We start from the raw sequence: 16,171 nt of genomic DNA, 5'->3' as shown, positions 1-16,171 counted from the left end.
TAGAGAATAATAATGAATAAAGAAATGTTAATTGAACAAGTGGGCGCATTATTTGTAAATGGCATGCCGTTTAACCAGTTTTTACAAATATCTGTTGAATCATTAGGCCCTAAACAGGCCAAAATTACGTTTCCGTGGCAGGATGTGCTAATTGGTAACCCTGCGCAAAAAATACTACACGGTGGTGTTATTTCAGCCGTACTTGATAATGTAGGCGGTATGCTTGCTGCAGCAAGCGTAATTGATAAACTCACTGATTTAGATATCACAAGCGTGCAAACAAAATTAGCAACGCTTGGGACTATCGACTTACGTACTGATTATTTACGCCCTGGTAAAGGGGAGTGCTTTACAGCCAGTGCGACACTTATTCGTTCAGGTAATAAAGTATGTGTATGCAGAATGGAATTACATAACGAGCAATCTGTTCAAATTGCTTTTGGAACAGGAACGTATTTAGTTGGATAAAATGCGTATGGCAAGTAAACTAGCGGCCTTTTAAATCACTAAGTGTTTATTATGTCGATTGATACTGAACAGCGTAAAGGTGCTATTTTTGCTTGTCTTGCTTTTTTAATGTGGGGTCTTGCGCCAATATACTTTAAATTGATTCAGCATGTTTCTGCTTTTGAAATTTTAATGCATCGGGTTATTTGGTCGGTTGTGTTTTTAGTATTGGTAGTAAGTATTTTAAGGTATTGGGGTAAAATTAAGCGCATAATTGTTCAACCTAAGCTTTTGCTCATGCTTGTTATTACTTCTGCGCTACTTGGGTTTAATTGGGGTTTATTTATTTGGGCTATAAATAATAACCATATGCTTGATGCAAGCTTAGGCTATTACATAAACCCACTTTTAAATGTATTACTGGGTATGCTTTTTTTAGGCGAACGCTTGCGTAAGTTCCAAGGGGTAGCAGTAGCACTTGCCTTTAGCGGTGTGGTGCTGCAACTAATTAGCTTTGGCTCGTTCCCAGTAGTTGCCTTTTCACTGGCTATATCGTTTGCACTTTATGGTTTATTACGTAAAAAGTTACCAGTCGAAGCCCTACCTGGAATTTTACTCGAAGCACTTATATTACTGCCTGTCGCACTTATTTATTGGTGGTTAATGGTGCCAACACCGACTTCAAGCTTAGCAGCTAACGATTGGTATACTAATGTACTACTGATTAGTGCAGGTATTGTAACTACATTACCACTGCTGTGTTTTACCGGTGCAGCTAAGCGTTTGCAATATACTACACTGGGCTTTTTTCAATACATTGGGCCAAGCTTAATGTTTATACTAGCTGTGATGTTTTATGGTGAAGTGTTTGATGCAGAGAGATTAGTTACGTTTGCATGTATTTGGAGTGCACTGGCTATTTTTAGCTGGGACTCTTACCATCAATCACGCAAACGTAAAAAAGCGGCTATTACAGCCGCAGAAGTATAATTAATAAAATGGTTAACTAACTACTTTATTGCGACCTAATTCTTTAGCGTCGTAAAGCTTTAAGTCGGCCTGTTTTAAAAGTTCATCAATTTGATAAACAGGCCCGTTTGCAAAGCCAATAGAAATGGTGAATTTTATTTTAGCTCTACTAAACTCCTGGCTATTCATTTCTATAAAATACCTAAAGCCTTCAAGGCGCTTAAGTGCCTCTTGCTTATCTATATTCATAAAATAAACTGCAAACTCTTCACCGCCCAAACGCGCAATTAAATGATTTTTAAAGTATTTACTAAAGCAAATAGAGAGCCCTTTTAATACTTCATCGCCTACATCGTGCCCGTATGTATCGTTAATTGATTTAAAGTGATCAATATCAAGCATCGCTAAAGCACCGTCACCCTTAATGCGTTTAATTTGCTTTAAAGACTTTTCAGCTTCTTCAAAAAAGTAACGACGATTTGGTAAATTAGTTAAATAATCTGTGTTTGCTTGGCGCTTTATTGTGGCTATAAGCTCTAACATATCGACGTTTTGACTAAGCCTGCAATAAAATTCTTCGCTATTGAAAGGTTTATGTAGGTAATCGTTTGCGCCATTTTTTAAAAATAGCGTAGATAATTCTGACGAATCAGACCCGGAAATACCAATAATAGCTTTTTCGTCGTTACTATATAAACGGCGTATTTCGCTACATAGCTCATCGCCATTCATGTTAGGCATTTCATTGTCAGTAATAATAACTGAAATGTCAGGTGAAGCTTCAAGCCGGTTTAATGCTTCTCTGCCGTCTTGTGCTTCAATAATTTGATACTTATGGCGCACTAATAAACTACAAATATGTCGTCGGGTCGATTTAGAGTCGTCAACAACGAGTACTTTTACATTTTCGTTGCGAGGTAGGCGGTTTAGTTGTTTTTCGAGGTACTGGTAAGCTTGCTTGTTTTCTTTAATGATGTAATCGATGATTGGGTATTTTTCTACTGTATCGCGAGTTTTTTTATCAATATTGCCCGTCATTACAATCGTTGGTATATCAGCATTAACAGTACAAGGTACTGCTTCACCTAATGGGGCATCAGGTAATATAAAGTCAACTACAGCGCAAAAATAGCTGTTTTTACTTATAAGCTCTTTTGTTTGCGCTAATGACTCAGCTATATCAACTTCATAACCTGCCTTAAGCGCGATATGCTTCTGCACTCGCGCCATGGCAGGTGTATCTTCAACTATTAGTATTTTTCGCGTCACGGAACAACCCTATATATATTTGCAAAAATATTTGCTTATACAAGTTGTAACTGTTAAAACGCAAAAAAGCAAATAACTTAAGTACTTACAGACTATCAGAGTCTGAGTAATAATCTTGACTTACAGGTGCAGGACTCGACATTTTTGAACGCCCAAACAAAGTATGAAACTTAGTTTTACAGGTCGTTAGTTTTAAGTATTTTACCCAAGCTCGTTCGATTGGGTTGGTAGGTTCTTGTGAGCCAGTTACAACTGCTACAAACTGTTCTTGATGTTCGTTTTGCGGCTCAATTGTTTTACTGTATAAGCCTTTTAAAACAACTCCGTGTTGTTCAAGTATGCTGGCTTCTAATAAGGTGAAGTTTCCGCTACGGCTAAAGCCTCGTGGAAAATTTTGATCATCATAAAATTGACGTTGGCTAACAAATGCTTGGCGTAGTAATGAAATGTTATTGCTCATAGCTTTATCCTCATACCTTAGTAATTAGCTGGAGTATGATGCAAGTTTGGCAATTTATTAAACAAATTATTTTTATCGTGAGGATAAAAAATTGGATATAGATTTATTAAAAACATTTGTAGAAGTAGTGCGTACTCGCCACTTTGGTAAAGCGGCCGAAAATCTTTATATTACGCAGTCTGCGGTTAGTTTTAGGATTCGCCAGCTTGAGCAAGGGCTTGGGGTTAATTTATTTATACGCCAACGAAATAATATTCAATTAACGGCACCCGGTGAGCGTTTACTACCTCATGCAAAAATGATTATTACGGGCATGCAGCGCGCAAAAGTAGATGTGGCGCTTGCTGATAATATGCATAAACAAATAAGCTTGGCTGGCACACCAAACATATGGGATGCCTTTTTACAGTTTGGTATTACTAATATAGTGTCGGCGATGCCTGGGGTGTCGCTTGTAGCTGAGGTTAAAGCGCAGCAAGAAAGTACACGACTACTTTTAGAGCGCACACTCGATTTAGCAATTTTGTTTGATCCGCCAAAGGTAGACGAACTAGTGGTTGAGCGTATATGTGAGTTGCCTATTATTCCAGTGAGTGGCTACGATACTGCAACCAACGAAAACTTTTTTGATAACCAGTATGTGTATGTTGACTGGGGTACAACGTTTTCACTTTGGCATGCTCGTCAATTTACGGGGAAAACCCCACCTTATTTTAGAACGAGTACTGGGCGTATTGCGCTTGATTTAATACTGCAATGTGGTGGCAGTGCCTTTATACCTCAGGTACTTGTGCAAGATCATCTTGATAAGGGTGAGCTGTTTCATGTTAAAGATGTAGAAAATACCTCAAGAGATATTTTTGTAGCCTATCATAGAGACAATGAACAAAAGGAATTAATAGAAACCTTAATAAACTTATTGCCTAAAGTTGAGCTAACTTAATCGGTATTTTTATTTGGTACTAGGTAACCAATAACTGTTCATGTACTTTTAATTTCATAAATAATGCAGTTTTATTAACTTTAAAAGACAAAAATATTTCATTTGTAATATTTTTGTCATTTAGTGGTGCCAAACTGCACCTGTTTTGAAAATTAGTCTTTTGTGATTATCGAGGAAATAACATGAAATTTGTAAAATCGAGCTTATGTGTCGCTTTAGTAAGTGGTTTATCTTTTAATGCGCTCGCAGACGTTGATGTTTACGGTAAAGCGAATGTTACTGTGCAATCGTCTGATGATGGTGAAGGGTCTTTCACTGAAATTAAAAGTAACGCATCTCGCTTTGGCTTAAAAGGCTCTGAAAAAATAACAGATGGCCTAGAAGCGGTTTATAAGTTTGAGTTTCAAGTAGACGTGTCTGATGCTGACTCAAAAGGTGATAACGACGATAATATTTCTGCTCGTAACCAATATGTTGGCTTAAAAGGCGCATATGGTCAGGTAGTTGTGGGCCGTAATGATACAGCCCTTAAACAATCTCAAGGTAAGTTAGATTTATTTAACGACCTTGAAGGCGATATTAAAAACGTATTTAAAGGTGAAAACCGTTTAGGTGATTCAATTACTTATACATCTAAAACATACGAAGGCTTTAAGTTACTTGCTACCTTTATCGCTGAAGATGACGTAGATGCTGATAACGGTTACTCATTAGCGGTTACTTATGGTGATGTAGCACTTAAAAAGAGCGCTATTTATGCGTCAGTTGCAGCTGATAGCGAAGTAAATGGCTACGATGTTGTACGTGCGTCAATCCAAGGTAAAGTTGAAAACTTTAAACTAGGCGCAATGTACCAAACGCAAGAAACTGTAGATGGCAGTGCAGAAGCGGATGGTTACTTATTAAATGCAGCTTACAGCATGGGTAAAAACACCTTCAAAGTACAGTACCAAGCAATGGACTTTGACGATAGCGATGATAAAACAGCGGTATCGGTAGGTGTTGATCACAAGTTGAACAAAAACATTAAAGTGTTTGGTTTTTACTCAAGCTTCGACATGGACAACAACGTTGACCAAGATTATGTAGGTTTAGGTATGGAATACAAGTTTTAACTATTCGCTAAATTAGTTAAAACACTCCCTTTTTAACCGCGCTCCTTTGAGCGCGGTTTTTTTTGCTTTAAATTCTTTAGCCGCCCATAATAGACCCTCATTTGGAATGAGGTGCAAACCCTCAACTATTCCCGTAACTGTAATTAGCATAAAGCTTTAAGTCAGATACAAATGAGTAATACCAATCAGCATAAATATTTGAGCATTTAACGAATTAAATTTTATCGCTTAATAGTTTTTGTATCTAAGCAGATCGGTAAAAATTTTTTAACGAGCGGGTTTACTCATTTTTTTTAATGCACTAGGTATTGTTAGTTGTATTGTTAGTGGGTACGCGCCTACCAAGGACTCACTGTTGCACACTAAATTAGCGCCAAACACACCTTTACTTAACGTTAATAATGTTTCGTGGGGGATTGCCAAGAAAAGCATTTTAAATAATATTAATTTGCAAATATCGCCAGGTAAGTTTGTGGGCTTAATAGGCCCAAATGGCGCAGGTAAGTCGAGTTTGCTTCGTTGCTTATATCGTTTTAATCAGCCAACATCAGGGCAGATTACTTTTAATAATCACGATATTTGGCAACTTAAAAGTGAAGATTATGCAAAGCAAGTTGCTGTGGTACTCCAAGAAACGCCTTCGCAATTTAACCTAAGTGTATTTGATGTTATTGCACTTGGGTTTACTCCTCATAAATCGATATTCAGTTCAGTTACCAGCAGCGATAAACAAAAAATCATCCAAGCTATCAACACTGTAGGGTTGGCAGATCATAGTGATCAAAGTTTCGAATCGCTCTCTGGCGGCGAAAAGCAGCGCGCTTTAATAGCTCGCGCTATTGTGCAGCAGCCTCAGTTATTAATTATGGACGAACCAACCAGCCATTTAGATGTTAAATACCAAATACAAGTTATGGAGCTAGCTAAATCGCTCGGGGTAACGGTGTTTGCATCGTTTCACGATTTAAACCTAGCAGCAGCAATGTGTGACGAACTAGTCGTTATTAAAAACGGTGAAATTACGCATTCGGGCACGCCAACGCAGGTATTAACCGAAAATATGCTAGACGACGTTTTTGGTGTGTGTGCTCAAGTCAATAGCCATCCACAACTATCGAAATCAGGAAATAGCATTCCGCACATCACTTACTTTTATGGTTACAAATAATATGAGCGCAGTTAATACTCGCCACTCACTTGCGCTATTTATAAGCATTTTAGCTGCGTTATTTAGCTTATTTGCAGCACTTAGTTTTGGCGCAGCAGATACTTCACTTGAGGATGTGCTAACTAGTTTTTTACTGTCAAATGATGCATCTCTCAATACGCGTATTATTTACGAGCTGAGAATGCCGCGTACCTTACTTGCATTTATGGCAGGCGCTGGATTAGCAATTGCAGGGCTTATTTTACAAACTGTTACGCGTAATCCACTCGCCGATCCGTATTTATTCGGTATATCATCGGGGGCTTCGTTTGGTGTGGTAGTGCTTATGGCTGTTACAGGTATTAGCGCTGGTTTTATGTTATCGACAGCGGCGCTTTTAGGTAGTTTGGCTGCAATGAGTTTATTAATACTTATAGCCGGTAGGCAGCAAAGTGCTCAAGTTGAGTCTATGTTGTTGGCAGGTGTTGCATTGTCGTTTTTATTTAGCGCATTTACTAGCTTATTACTTTATTGGAGCGATCCTCAGGCTGTTGCGGCCATTTTGTTTTGGACGTTAGGTAGCTTTGCACGTGCGCAATGGGCAACGCTTTGGTTGCCGTTAGTCGTTATTGTTGTGTGCATTGGTTTTATGCTGAGCTTCAGAAGGCAGCTTAATGCAATGTTATTGGGCGATGAAAGCGCCATAACGCTAGGTGTACGGGTACATCGATTTAGAATTTTAATGCTTGTTTTAAGTTCGTTAATAACCGCAGTGCTGGTGGCAATGTGTGGTGGTATAGGCTTTGTAGGTTTAATGGTACCGCATATTGTGCGCTTTTTTATATCACAAGGTAGTGTAGCTGGCCTATTAGTGACGAGCTTAGTTGGCGGCACGTTTATGGTGTGGGTTGATGTGTTTGCACGCTCATTATTAAAAAACCAAGAGCTACCTGTCGGTGTTATTACTGCTGCAATAGGTAGTGTGTTTTTTTTAAGTTTATTGTTTCTTAGAAAATCGAAGGTGTAGCCCAATGAAAACCCTAATGGTTCAAGGCACTACATCAGATGCGGGTAAAAGCACGTTAGTAGCCGCGCTTTGCAGAGTGTTTGCAAAGCGAGGAGTAAATGTTGCCCCGTTTAAGCCACAAAATATGGCACTTAATAGTGCAGTAACTAAAGATGGCGGCGAAATTGGCCGTGCCCAGGCTCTTCAAGCAATAGCAGCAAAGGTAGAGCCAGAGATAGACTTTAACCCAATATTACTTAAGCCTAATAGCGACACTGGCGCACAAGTTATTATTCATGGCAGAGCTATTAGTAATATGGAAGCGGGCAAATATCACGATTATAAAAAAGTGGCAATGGATGCCGTACTTACCTCGCATAACCGCTTAGCTAAACGCTTTAATTTATTATTGGTTGAAGGTGCTGGTAGCCCTGCTGAAATTAACTTACGTGAAAACGATATAGCAAATATGGGTTATGCAGAAGCGGTAGATTGCCCGGTCATTATCATTGCTGATATTGACAAAGGCGGCGTGTTTGCACACTTAGTGGGTACATTAGCGCTACTAAGCGAATCAGAACAAGCGCGCGTAAAAGGGTTTGTGATAAACCGCTTTAGAGGCGATTTGAGTTTGCTACAAGGCGGGCTTGATTGGCTAGAGCAATACACAAATAAGCCAGTGCTTGGTGTACTTCCGTATTTGCACGATTTAGCCCTTGATGCTGAAGATGCCGTTGCGATAGATAACAAAGTGACGAGTGCCACCATTAATATTGCAGTACTTTTATTACCTCATATTAGTAACCATACCGACTTTGATGCACTGCGTTTGCATCCCAATATTAATATAACGTATGTACGCCACACGCAAACGATCCCAGCAGTTGATCTGATCATTGTACCGGGTAGTAAAAATGTGCTTGGGGATTTAACCTTTTTAAAAAGCGAAGGTTGGGATACACAAATAAAGCAACACTTACGCTATGGTGGCAAAGTACTTGGCATTTGTGGAGGGATGCAAATGCTGGGCAATACAATCAACGATCCAGATGGAGTTGAGTCGTCATTAAAGCAAATAACGGGGCTTGCCCTGTGCGATTTTGAAACCACATTGAGCACGCAAAAAGTACTCTCTAAATTATCAGCGACGATGCAGTTAAATGATTTACAAACACCGTGCAGCGGCTACGAAATACATGCAGGTATTAGTAAAGGCACAGCGCTTAATAAGCCATTTTTAACTTTTAATGAGCATCCTAATGGGTTTGTAAACGATGGCTTTATTAGCGATGATAATGCTATAGCGGGCACTTACTTACATGGTTTATTTGATGAAGCAAACGCCACAACGCAAATTTTAAACTGGGTAAAACCAGAGGCCACATTAAAGCCAATTAGTATTGCCCAGCATCGCGAACAGCAATTAGAGCGCTTAGCAACTATGTGCGAGGCGCACTTAAACATACAACAAATTATATCGATTTATGAAGGGTACAATAATGACAGATAAAAGCAACGATAAGCACCAGCAACGCCAGCAAAAAGTAAAAGAGCAGGTAGATGCGCGTGTTGCTGCTGCGCAAGACGTAAAAGGTATATTCCAAGTAATTACAGGAAATGGTAAAGGTAAATCAACCTCGGGCTTTGGTGTGGTTGCGCGTTGTGTTGGTCATGGTAAAAAAGCCGCAGTATGTCAGTTTATTAAAGGTACGTGGGAATGTGGCGAGCGTAACTTATTGCAAGGTGCAGGCGTTGAATTTGCAGTAATGAATACAGGGTTTACATGGGATACACAAAATAAAGAGGCCGACACTGCTGCTGCCCAAGCAACGTGGCAAGAGTCTAAACGTATGCTTGCAGATAGCAGTATTGATTTAGTATTGCTTGATGAACTTACGTACATGGTGACTTACGGCTACATCGATCTAGACGAAGTGGTCAGTGCACTTAATAACCGCCCACCTATGCAGTCGGTTATTATTACCGGTCGTGCAGCGCATCGCACTTTAACCGATCTTGCAGACACAGTAAGTGAAGTACGTAATGTAAAACATGCGTTCGACTCAGGAATAAAAGCATTAGAAGGGTTTGATTACTAATGTACAAAGCGCTTTTAGTTGGACTTGGGCTATGCAGTTTATTAGGCAATGCAGCTGCAAATGAAGTAACAAATCCTAATAAGATACGTGTAGTGGCACTTGCGCCGCATATAGTAGAAAACCTATTTGCTATAGGTGCGGGGAGTAATATTGTCGGCACTGTTGATTACGCCGATTACCCTGCTGAGGCTAAAAACATTGAGCGCATTGGTGGTTACTATGGTATTTCCCTTGAAAAGTTATTAGCGCTCAAACCTGACTTGGTAATTGCGTGGAAAAGCGGAAATCAAAGTGAAGATTTAGAACAAATTAAACGCCTAGGTATAAAAGTACATTTAAGTGATCCCAAAAAAATAGAAGAAGTTGCAAACGAGCTGATTACTTTTGGTAAATTTACTGGGCGTATTGAGCAAAGCGAGCAAGTAGCAAACGCATTTATTACTAAGCTTAAAAAAATTAAAAAACAGCAGCAAAGCAAAAAAATATTAACTGGTTTTTATCAACTATGGCCAGAGCCAATGATGACGGTAAGTAAAAACACTTGGATAAACCAGCTTATTGAAACATGTCATGTAAGTAATGTGTTTGCACAAAGCGATACCGACTACCCGCAGATTAGTATCGAAAATGTTGTTGTGACTAAGCCGCAAATTATTATTACCCCTGATGAAAAATCAAAAACACCACAACCGGTCGTCAATTGGCAAAAGTGGCCAGAAGTGCCTGCGGTTAAAAATAATCATTTTATTAGTGTAAATGCCGATTTATTACATCGCTTTTCGCCGCGTATGCTTGATGGGCTTGCTGATATGTGTGATAAAATAGATGCATCACGCAAACAAATTAAGAGCACACAATGAGCGATTGGTCAGGCTTTTTACAAAGCGAATTACAGCAGCCCTATATGCTGAAAACCTTAGATTATGTCACTAAGCGCAGAGAAGAAGGCGTTGCAGTTTATCCGCCTGAGCAGCAAGTATTTAACGCTTTTGATGCTACAGAACTTAACAACATTCGAGTGGTTATTTTGGGGCAAGACCCTTACCATGGCGAAGGGCAAGCACATGGCTTGTGTTTTTCGGTATTGCCTGAGGTTAAAAAACTGCCACCGTCGCTTAAAAATATGTATAAAGAGTTAGCTACCGACATTGCTGGTTTTACTATTCCAGAACACGGTTACCTGCAAAGTTGGGCAGAGCAAGGTGTGTTTTTACTTAATACTGTACTTACTGTTGAGCAAGGGCAAGCGCATTCTCATAAGCACTTAGGCTGGGAGCTGTTTACAGATAATGTAATTGCGCATATTAACGAGCACTGCGAAGGCGTGGTATTTATTTTATGGGGTGCACACGCACAAAAAAAAGGTAAAAGTATTAACAGTGCACGCCATCATATTTTAAAAGGACCGCACCCTTCGCCGCTTTCGGCGCATCGTGGCTTTTTTGGCCGTCAGCACTTTTCAAAAACAAATGAGTTATTACAATCACAAGGTAATGAACCCATTAATTGGCAGGTTTAACTAAAAGCAACGCATTAAAAAGGCTTTCATATAGTGAAAGCCTTTTTGCTTAGTTGGTTGTAAAGGATTAAAAGTCTAGCTCGTCAATTGAAATGCTGTCTGTTAAGTAATCGTATTCTTCTAGTTCTTTACGTAAACGGTGTTTGTCTTTTATTGCTTCTATTTCCCGCCACTTCCTTTTTTTATTTTTCTGAGAGGTTTTCCGTGTTGTATCAGGACCTTCTAATATCTCTAATATATCGTTTAGGCTATCCATGTACTTCTCCTATTGATTTTATTGACCTCAAGAATACCTATACCACAGGCCTAGCTAAAATAGAATAAAAAAGTGACAGTAATGTTGCAAATATGTGATCGCTTGATGAAGGTTTATACAGGTCTTATATTATTTTAGGCATAAAAAAACGTCGCAATTGCGACGTTTTTTAAAGTACGTTTTAAACCAATTACATTGCTTTAAAACGTGCTTCTAGTTGTTCTTGTGCATCAGCAAAAGAGCGAATACCTTCTGCTAGCTTTTCAGTTGCCATTGCATCTTGGTTATGTAACCAACGGAACTGAGCCTCTGTAAGCGGTTCAGGTTTTGGCTCTTTAGGAATATCTGTCTCTAATAGGTATTCCTGTGCGCCTTCTAAATTACCTAAATCTTCTAAAAGGTTAGGGCTAATAGTTAGCTTGTCACAACCTGTAAGGGCAATAATTTCGCCCGTGTTACGAAAGCTTGCGCCCATAACAACGGTTTTATAATCATGACGTTTGTAAAATTCAAAAATGCTGCGAACCGACTGAACACCAGGATCTTGTAATGGATCAGTTGGTTTTTCCATACCGTTAGCAACGTGCCAATCTAAAATACGGCCAACAAATGGTGAGATTAAAAATACGTTTGCATCGGCACATGCGCGAGCTTGGGCATCGCTAAATAATAAAGTAAGGTTACATTTAGTCCCTTCTTTTTCTAGCTGCTCAGCGGCTTTAATGCCTTCCCACGTAGACGCAACTTTAATTAAAATCTTGTCTTTGCTTACGCCTTCTTTTTCGTAAAGGCTAAGTAGCGTATGGGCTTTGTCAATTGTAGCTTGAGTATTAAACGATAGACGAGCATCTACTTCTGTAGAAATGTAACCCGGTACAATTTCACTAATTTCTTTACCAAGCAATACTGCAAAGTAATCACATGCAAGTTCTAGTTGTTTAGCTGCATCTTGCTCGGTTTCTTTTGCATAGCTCCAAGCTTTATCAAGGTAAGGCTTATAAGCTTCAATCTCGCTCGCTTTTAACAAAAGCGATGGGTTTGTTGTTGCATCTTCTGGTTGATGCTTTTTGATCGCTTCAATATCGCCAGTGTCGGCTACGATAGATGAATGTTGTTTGAGCCTTTGTAGAGCTGAAGTCATTTGCTTTCCTCATTCCAAGCAAGTTAAAAGAAAATCTAAACACCCTTAATATATACAATCCATACTGCAACAGTGTGACAATGCTTGATAGGTCTTATGTCCTTATCAATAGAATAACGGCGATGTATGAGTTATTTAAGGGAGGATTTATTTAAACAAAACGTGCTTTTCGTTTCATTTAATGTTGAAATTGACATTAAATAAATTACAAGTCAATAGCTAACTATGATCACTGTTATTTCACCAGCAAAAAATCTTGATTACGACACGCCACCCGCAACAGACAAGTTCACTCAGCCTGAATTACTAGAGCACAGCGAAGAGCTCATGAAAGTATGCCGAGAACTAACACCAGCGCAAATTGGCAGCCTAATGAAAATTAGCGATAAGCTCTCTGGGCTTAACGCAGCGCGCTTTAGTGAATGGTCGCAGCCGTTTACACAAAGTAATGCTAAACAAGCAGTACTTGCCTTTAACGGCGATGTTTACGGTGGTTTAAATGCCGCCACACTTACCGCGAGTAACCTAGAGTACGCACAAAGCCATTTACGTATTCTTTCTGGTTTATATGGGTTATTAAAACCACTTGATTTAATGCAAGCTTACCGCCTAGAAATGGGTACCAGGCTTGAAAACCCTCGTGGTAAAAACTTGTATGAGTTTTGGGGTAGTATTATTGCTAACAAGCTAAACGAAGTAACAAAAGCACAAGACGCACAATACCTCGTTAACCTTGCCTCAAACGAGTACTTTAAAGCGGTAGATAAAAAAGCGCTTAATGCACAAATTATTACGCCACATTTTAAAGACTGCAAAAATGGTCAGTATAAAGTTATTAGCTTTTACGCTAAAAAAGCACGCGGTATGATGGCCCGTTACATTATAGAAAACCAAATAACGCAGCTCAGCCAATTAAAAGAGTTTACTGTTGCGGGCTATTACTTTAGCCCCGAGGCAACAACTAAAGATCTTGAGCCAGTATTTATGCGCGACGAGCAAAACTAATGGGTTTTTCTTACGCCTTATAATTACAAAAAAGCCATGCATTGCATGGTTTTTTTATGCTGGCGCTAAACTTGCAAACATTGTCTAAAATTAATTAACGACTAACAAGCAGGTACAGCATTATGATGAATATGCCAACCGTTGGCGAAGCCGAAAAACTGATAGAAGAAAAACTTGGTGGCTGGTTTGATGTAGTAATAAGTCACATTCCTAATTTTATTGTCGCTATTGTTATCGCACTCGTATTTTCTATATTAGCGCGCTATGCCGGTAAATTGATGAAAAACGTATTGCGCCGCTCGCTCGACTCAACACAAATAGCTGACTTAATGGCTTCTATATTTAAAGTTATTGTACTTTGTATTGGCTTATTTATAGCGCTCGATTTTGTTGGGCTAAAGGGCACTGTTACCTCGCTACTTGCCGGTGCCGGTATTGTGGGTTTAGCTATTGGTTTTGCATTTCAAGACATGACCGAAAATCTAATAGCCGGTATAGCTATGGGAATACGCAAACCATTTAAAGCGGGTGATGTAATTGAAACCGACGATGTTTTCGGTTCAATACATTCTATAAACCTGCGTAACACGCTAATAGAGAGCTTTTACGGGCAGCTAATACTCGTACCAAATAAAGTCTTATTTAGAAATATACTAAAAAATTACACCACGTTAGGCGTTAGGCGCATAGAAGTACCGGTCGGCATTTCGTATGGTGATGATATTGAAAAGGCCAAAGACGTTATAGTTGATAAAATTAACGAATTTGACTTTGTTATACGCAAAGACGAAACCGCTGTATACGCAGAAGGTTTTGGCGACAGCAGCATTAACTTGTTGGTGTGGTTTTGGATTAAATACCCAGGCGAGCCTGATTTCATGACAGTTCGCCACAAAGGTGTTGTTGCAGTTAAGCAAGCACTTGATGAAGCTGATATTAGTATTCCTTTCCCAATTCGTACTCTAGATTTTGGTATTAAAGGCGGCGAAAAGCTCGATGCAATGATAAGCGATAAAATAAGCCCGCAGTCATCAACTAAAGATAGTAGCGACGGTGCTGACTCTAGCCAAAGTGAGTAATTTAGTTAAAGCACATTAGCCAAAAGCATTGGGAAATAGTTACTTACCAACAGCGCATTTTTACAGGGAAGTTTATGCTGCAATTATTTAGGAGATAATTTTGGTAAATTCAGCAAAGTGAAATGAAGAGCGTTGCTCCCAAGCTCTAAATAGTCGACATTCAATTATTTCTACATCTTTATTAGAGAGGAAATACATAAAATTATTTTGGTTTATTGTCTAATTTTTCAAAGGTGTTGGCTACATGAGCGAGCAACGTAATGCACTTCAAAGAATTGATCTGCGTACCATAATCAAGATGTTTTTGATCTCCATGTAATATACCATGTCGATTAGGTGCTGACTTTTTTAAATCCCTAATATCATCACTACGAATGGGCAGAGAGCTGTTTAATTTTTTTAGGAGTGGAGAAAGTGATATATCATCTAAGTTGTTTAAGTCTGAATTAATTAGCTGCTCTAAAGCATTTTCTCTTTTTTTCTTCGTAAAAAGAAATTTAGATGTTTCTTCTTCAAAAATACCGTCTGTTTGTGCAAAAATTAAAGGTATAGATGCTATATAGTTACCTTCATTATGGAGATCGAGTGCTGCATCAAGAATATGTTTCCGGTGAGGGTATAAACTTATGACTTTTTCAAATATATAAACGAGATATGATTTAGTTTCTGTGATCATGTATTCGTCAACTCTTTTAGCCCCTTTTGGAATTATCTCCTCAATTTCAGTAGAAATATACCAATGAAGAAACCATCCGTATTCAGCTAGTTGCATCCATCTTTTTTTGTACCCGTTATTAAGATCGTCATTTAACAATGAGACTACATTAATTGTAGTATTGTCATTTTGAAAGAGTTCTATAATCTCAATTAGACTGTTAAATGAAATGTTATTTTTTGTATTTATCATAGGGTTGATCTTATTAGGCTGTGTATGTGGAAGTTTATTAAAATCTCACATTGTAACTATGTTGGGTGTAACTCTGACACTAACTATTTAAAACAATCTAATCAATGGTGTCGCCTATAACTTATTTAAAATAATCATTTTTCAGAATTGAGCAGTTGATACTTGGTTGATCTAGACTTTAGTGTCATCACTGTGCGAGTGTAAGACAAGTTATTTGTAGAATACAAAGAAGTGCTTCATTAAAGCTATTTATAGGTTTAGCTGAAGAGTTACTATCATATAAAAAAGCGCAGCTTGTGTTGGAGTAACAAGCCGCGCTTACGAATTAGTTATGTAAATAGGTTTATGTGGTACGTATTAAATAACGCTAATTTTATTACGAATGATTTTAACCCCATCCATATTTTCTAAAAACTTTTGAGCTAGTGCACGTTGAAAACCAGTTTGTGCTTCACCGTATAAATCTACTTCACCATTTTTTACCTGCACACGAATATCACTTAACGCCAGGTTAGGGTTGGTTCGTAGGGTGTTGGTGATAGTTTGTTGTAAGTTAGGTTGAGAGGCTACACTGCTTACTACGGCCATACTTGTTGCTGCACTTACTTTTGTAGCGCAAGCTAATAAAAATAAACAACAAAATGATACTAAAGCGATAGTTAACTTGAAGCGGTTCATAACTTAATCCTTACATTACAGTGAATAGTGCAGCCACAAAATGGAAATTCCATCGGCTAGGTTATCTTTGTAGTTACAATTTCGATGCCAATATTAACGCTATGAAATATAAGGGAATTTTATTAAGTGAG

18 protein-coding genes are annotated in these 16,171 nt (G+C 38.6%); 12 read left to right on the top strand and 6 right to left on the bottom strand.

The window, feature by feature from the left end; genetic code table 11:
• The first annotated feature begins 12 nt into the window (after positions 1-12).
• On the top strand, positions 13-468 hold the full coding sequence (locus V6260_RS12520; protein WP_341594495.1) for a thioesterase family protein: 456 nt from the start codon (positions 13-15) through the stop codon (positions 466-468).
• A gap of 51 nt (positions 469-519) precedes the next feature.
• Positions 520-1,437 carry an EamA family transporter RarD gene (gene rarD / locus V6260_RS12515; RefSeq protein WP_341594494.1) on the top strand — a complete coding sequence of 306 codons (918 nt, stop codon included), beginning with the start codon at positions 520-522 and terminating at the stop codon, positions 1,435-1,437.
• 12 nt (positions 1,438-1,449) lie between these two features.
• Here rarD and V6260_RS12510 read toward each other — a convergent pair whose 3' ends face one another.
• Both V6260_RS12510 and V6260_RS12505 read right to left on the bottom strand, forming a co-directional pair.
• The gene (locus V6260_RS12510) at positions 1,450-2,685 is read right to left on the bottom strand and encodes a diguanylate cyclase (RefSeq protein ID WP_341594493.1); all 1,236 of its coding nucleotides are present in this window, start codon (positions 2,683-2,685) and stop codon (positions 1,450-1,452) included.
• A gap of 85 nt (positions 2,686-2,770) precedes the next feature.
• Positions 2,771-3,145, bottom strand: coding sequence for a DUF413 domain-containing protein (locus V6260_RS12505; RefSeq protein ID WP_149603214.1), 375 nt, complete (start codon positions 3,143-3,145; stop codon positions 2,771-2,773).
• 91 nt (positions 3,146-3,236) lie between these two features.
• Here V6260_RS12505 and V6260_RS12500 point away from each other — a divergent pair, with 91 nt between their 5' ends.
• The 8 genes from V6260_RS12500 (at position 3,237) to ung (ending at position 10,974) form a co-directional block, all read left to right on the top strand.
• Positions 3,237-4,088: a LysR family transcriptional regulator gene (locus V6260_RS12500; protein WP_341594492.1), complete on the top strand. Its 852-nt coding sequence runs from the start codon at positions 3,237-3,239 to the stop codon at positions 4,086-4,088.
• Between the two features lie 182 nt (positions 4,089-4,270).
• Positions 4,271-5,203: a porin gene (locus tag V6260_RS12495; RefSeq protein ID WP_341594491.1), complete on the top strand. Its 933-nt coding sequence runs from the start codon at positions 4,271-4,273 to the stop codon at positions 5,201-5,203.
• Between the two features lie 355 nt (positions 5,204-5,558).
• Positions 5,559-6,371 carry an ABC transporter ATP-binding protein gene (locus tag V6260_RS12490; RefSeq protein ID WP_341594490.1) on the top strand — a complete coding sequence of 271 codons (813 nt, stop codon included), beginning with the start codon at positions 5,559-5,561 and terminating at the stop codon, positions 6,369-6,371.
• A 1-nt stretch (position 6,372) separates the two neighbouring features.
• Positions 6,373-7,377: an iron ABC transporter permease gene (locus V6260_RS12485; protein ID WP_341594489.1), complete on the top strand. Its 1,005-nt coding sequence runs from the start codon at positions 6,373-6,375 to the stop codon at positions 7,375-7,377.
• 4 nt (positions 7,378-7,381) lie between these two features.
• On the top strand, positions 7,382-8,866 hold the full coding sequence (locus V6260_RS12480; protein WP_341594488.1) for a cobyric acid synthase: 1,485 nt from the start codon (positions 7,382-7,384) through the stop codon (positions 8,864-8,866).
• Positions 8,856-9,455 carry a cob(I)yrinic acid a,c-diamide adenosyltransferase gene (cobO, locus tag V6260_RS12475; RefSeq protein ID WP_256847850.1) on the top strand — a complete coding sequence of 200 codons (600 nt, stop codon included), beginning with the start codon at positions 8,856-8,858 and terminating at the stop codon, positions 9,453-9,455. Before V6260_RS12480 ends, cobO begins: the two co-directional genes overlap by 11 nt.
• Complete coding sequence (locus V6260_RS12470; protein ID WP_341594487.1) at positions 9,455-10,315, top strand: cobalamin-binding protein; 861 nt, start codon at positions 9,455-9,457, stop codon at positions 10,313-10,315. The genes cobO and V6260_RS12470 overlap by 1 nt, the downstream gene beginning before the upstream one ends.
• Entirely contained in the window at positions 10,312-10,974 is a 663-nt protein-coding gene (ung, locus tag V6260_RS12465) for a uracil-DNA glycosylase (RefSeq protein WP_341594486.1), read from the top strand. Before V6260_RS12470 ends, ung begins: the two co-directional genes overlap by 4 nt.
• 67 nt (positions 10,975-11,041) lie before the next feature.
• Here ung and V6260_RS12460 read toward each other — a convergent pair whose 3' ends face one another.
• Together V6260_RS12460 and tal are read right to left on the bottom strand one after the other, a co-directional pair.
• The gene (locus V6260_RS12460) at positions 11,042-11,230 is read right to left on the bottom strand and encodes a DUF3545 family protein (protein WP_210998904.1); all 189 of its coding nucleotides are present in this window, start codon (positions 11,228-11,230) and stop codon (positions 11,042-11,044) included.
• 190 nt (positions 11,231-11,420) lie between these two features.
• Positions 11,421-12,371, bottom strand: a complete 951-nt coding sequence (gene tal, locus V6260_RS12455) for a transaldolase (protein WP_058549502.1) — start codon at positions 12,369-12,371, stop codon at positions 11,421-11,423.
• 225 nt (positions 12,372-12,596) lie between these two features.
• Here tal and yaaA point away from each other — a divergent pair, with 225 nt between their 5' ends.
• Both yaaA and V6260_RS12445 read left to right on the top strand, forming a co-directional pair.
• Positions 12,597-13,376, top strand: coding sequence for a peroxide stress protein YaaA (gene yaaA / locus V6260_RS12450; RefSeq protein WP_341594485.1), 780 nt, complete (start codon positions 12,597-12,599; stop codon positions 13,374-13,376).
• A gap of 122 nt (positions 13,377-13,498) precedes the next feature.
• Complete coding sequence (locus tag V6260_RS12445) at positions 13,499-14,455, top strand: mechanosensitive ion channel family protein (RefSeq protein ID WP_341594484.1); 957 nt, start codon at positions 13,499-13,501, stop codon at positions 14,453-14,455.
• A gap of 202 nt (positions 14,456-14,657) precedes the next feature.
• Here V6260_RS12445 and V6260_RS12440 read toward each other — a convergent pair whose 3' ends face one another.
• Positions 14,658-15,362 carry a hypothetical protein gene (locus V6260_RS12440; protein ID WP_341594483.1) on the bottom strand — a complete coding sequence of 235 codons (705 nt, stop codon included), beginning with the start codon at positions 15,360-15,362 and terminating at the stop codon, positions 14,658-14,660.
• Positions 15,363-15,719: 357 nt separating this feature from the next.
• Positions 15,720-16,040, bottom strand: coding sequence for a BON domain-containing protein (locus tag V6260_RS12435; RefSeq protein ID WP_341594482.1), 321 nt, complete (start codon positions 16,038-16,040; stop codon positions 15,720-15,722).
• Between the last annotated feature and the right edge of the window lie 131 nt (positions 16,041-16,171).

Origin of the sequence: Pseudoalteromonas aliena (genome assembly GCF_038155085.1) — a bacterium.
Classification (GTDB): Bacteria; Pseudomonadota; Gammaproteobacteria; order Enterobacterales; family Alteromonadaceae; genus Pseudoalteromonas; species Pseudoalteromonas aliena_A.
Note: the sequence above shows the minus strand (reverse complement) of the source record. Positions and strands in the feature narration are given on the sequence as shown.

Excerpts from the sequence above, each read along its gene's own strand:
- V6260_RS12520 (WP_341594495.1), top strand. The coding sequence starts at position 13 with ATGAATAAAGAAATGTTAATTGAACAAGTGGGCGCATTATTTGTAAAT.
- rarD (WP_341594494.1), top strand. The coding sequence starts at position 520 with ATGTCGATTGATACTGAACAGCGTAAAGGTGCTATTTTTGCTTGTCTT.
- V6260_RS12505 (WP_149603214.1), bottom strand. The coding sequence starts at position 3,145 with ATGAGCAATAACATTTCATTACTACGCCAAGCATTTGTTAGCCAACGT.
- V6260_RS12495 (WP_341594491.1), top strand. The coding sequence starts at position 4,271 with ATGAAATTTGTAAAATCGAGCTTATGTGTCGCTTTAGTAAGTGGTTTA.
- V6260_RS12485 (WP_341594489.1), top strand. The coding sequence starts at position 6,373 with ATGAGCGCAGTTAATACTCGCCACTCACTTGCGCTATTTATAAGCATT.
- V6260_RS12480 (WP_341594488.1), top strand. The coding sequence starts at position 7,382 with ATGAAAACCCTAATGGTTCAAGGCACTACATCAGATGCGGGTAAAAGC.
- cobO (WP_256847850.1), top strand. The coding sequence starts at position 8,856 with ATGACAGATAAAAGCAACGATAAGCACCAGCAACGCCAGCAAAAAGTA.
- V6260_RS12470 (WP_341594487.1), top strand. The coding sequence starts at position 9,455 with ATGTACAAAGCGCTTTTAGTTGGACTTGGGCTATGCAGTTTATTAGGC.
- ung (WP_341594486.1), top strand. The coding sequence starts at position 10,312 with ATGAGCGATTGGTCAGGCTTTTTACAAAGCGAATTACAGCAGCCCTAT.
- V6260_RS12460 (WP_210998904.1), bottom strand. The coding sequence starts at position 11,230 with ATGGATAGCCTAAACGATATATTAGAGATATTAGAAGGTCCTGATACA.
- tal (WP_058549502.1), bottom strand. The coding sequence starts at position 12,371 with ATGACTTCAGCTCTACAAAGGCTCAAACAACATTCATCTATCGTAGCC.
- yaaA (WP_341594485.1), top strand. The coding sequence starts at position 12,597 with ATGATCACTGTTATTTCACCAGCAAAAAATCTTGATTACGACACGCCA.
- V6260_RS12445 (WP_341594484.1), top strand. The coding sequence starts at position 13,499 with ATGATGAATATGCCAACCGTTGGCGAAGCCGAAAAACTGATAGAAGAA.
- V6260_RS12440 (WP_341594483.1), bottom strand. The coding sequence starts at position 15,362 with ATGATAAATACAAAAAATAACATTTCATTTAACAGTCTAATTGAGATT.
- V6260_RS12435 (WP_341594482.1), bottom strand. The coding sequence starts at position 16,040 with ATGAACCGCTTCAAGTTAACTATCGCTTTAGTATCATTTTGTTGTTTA.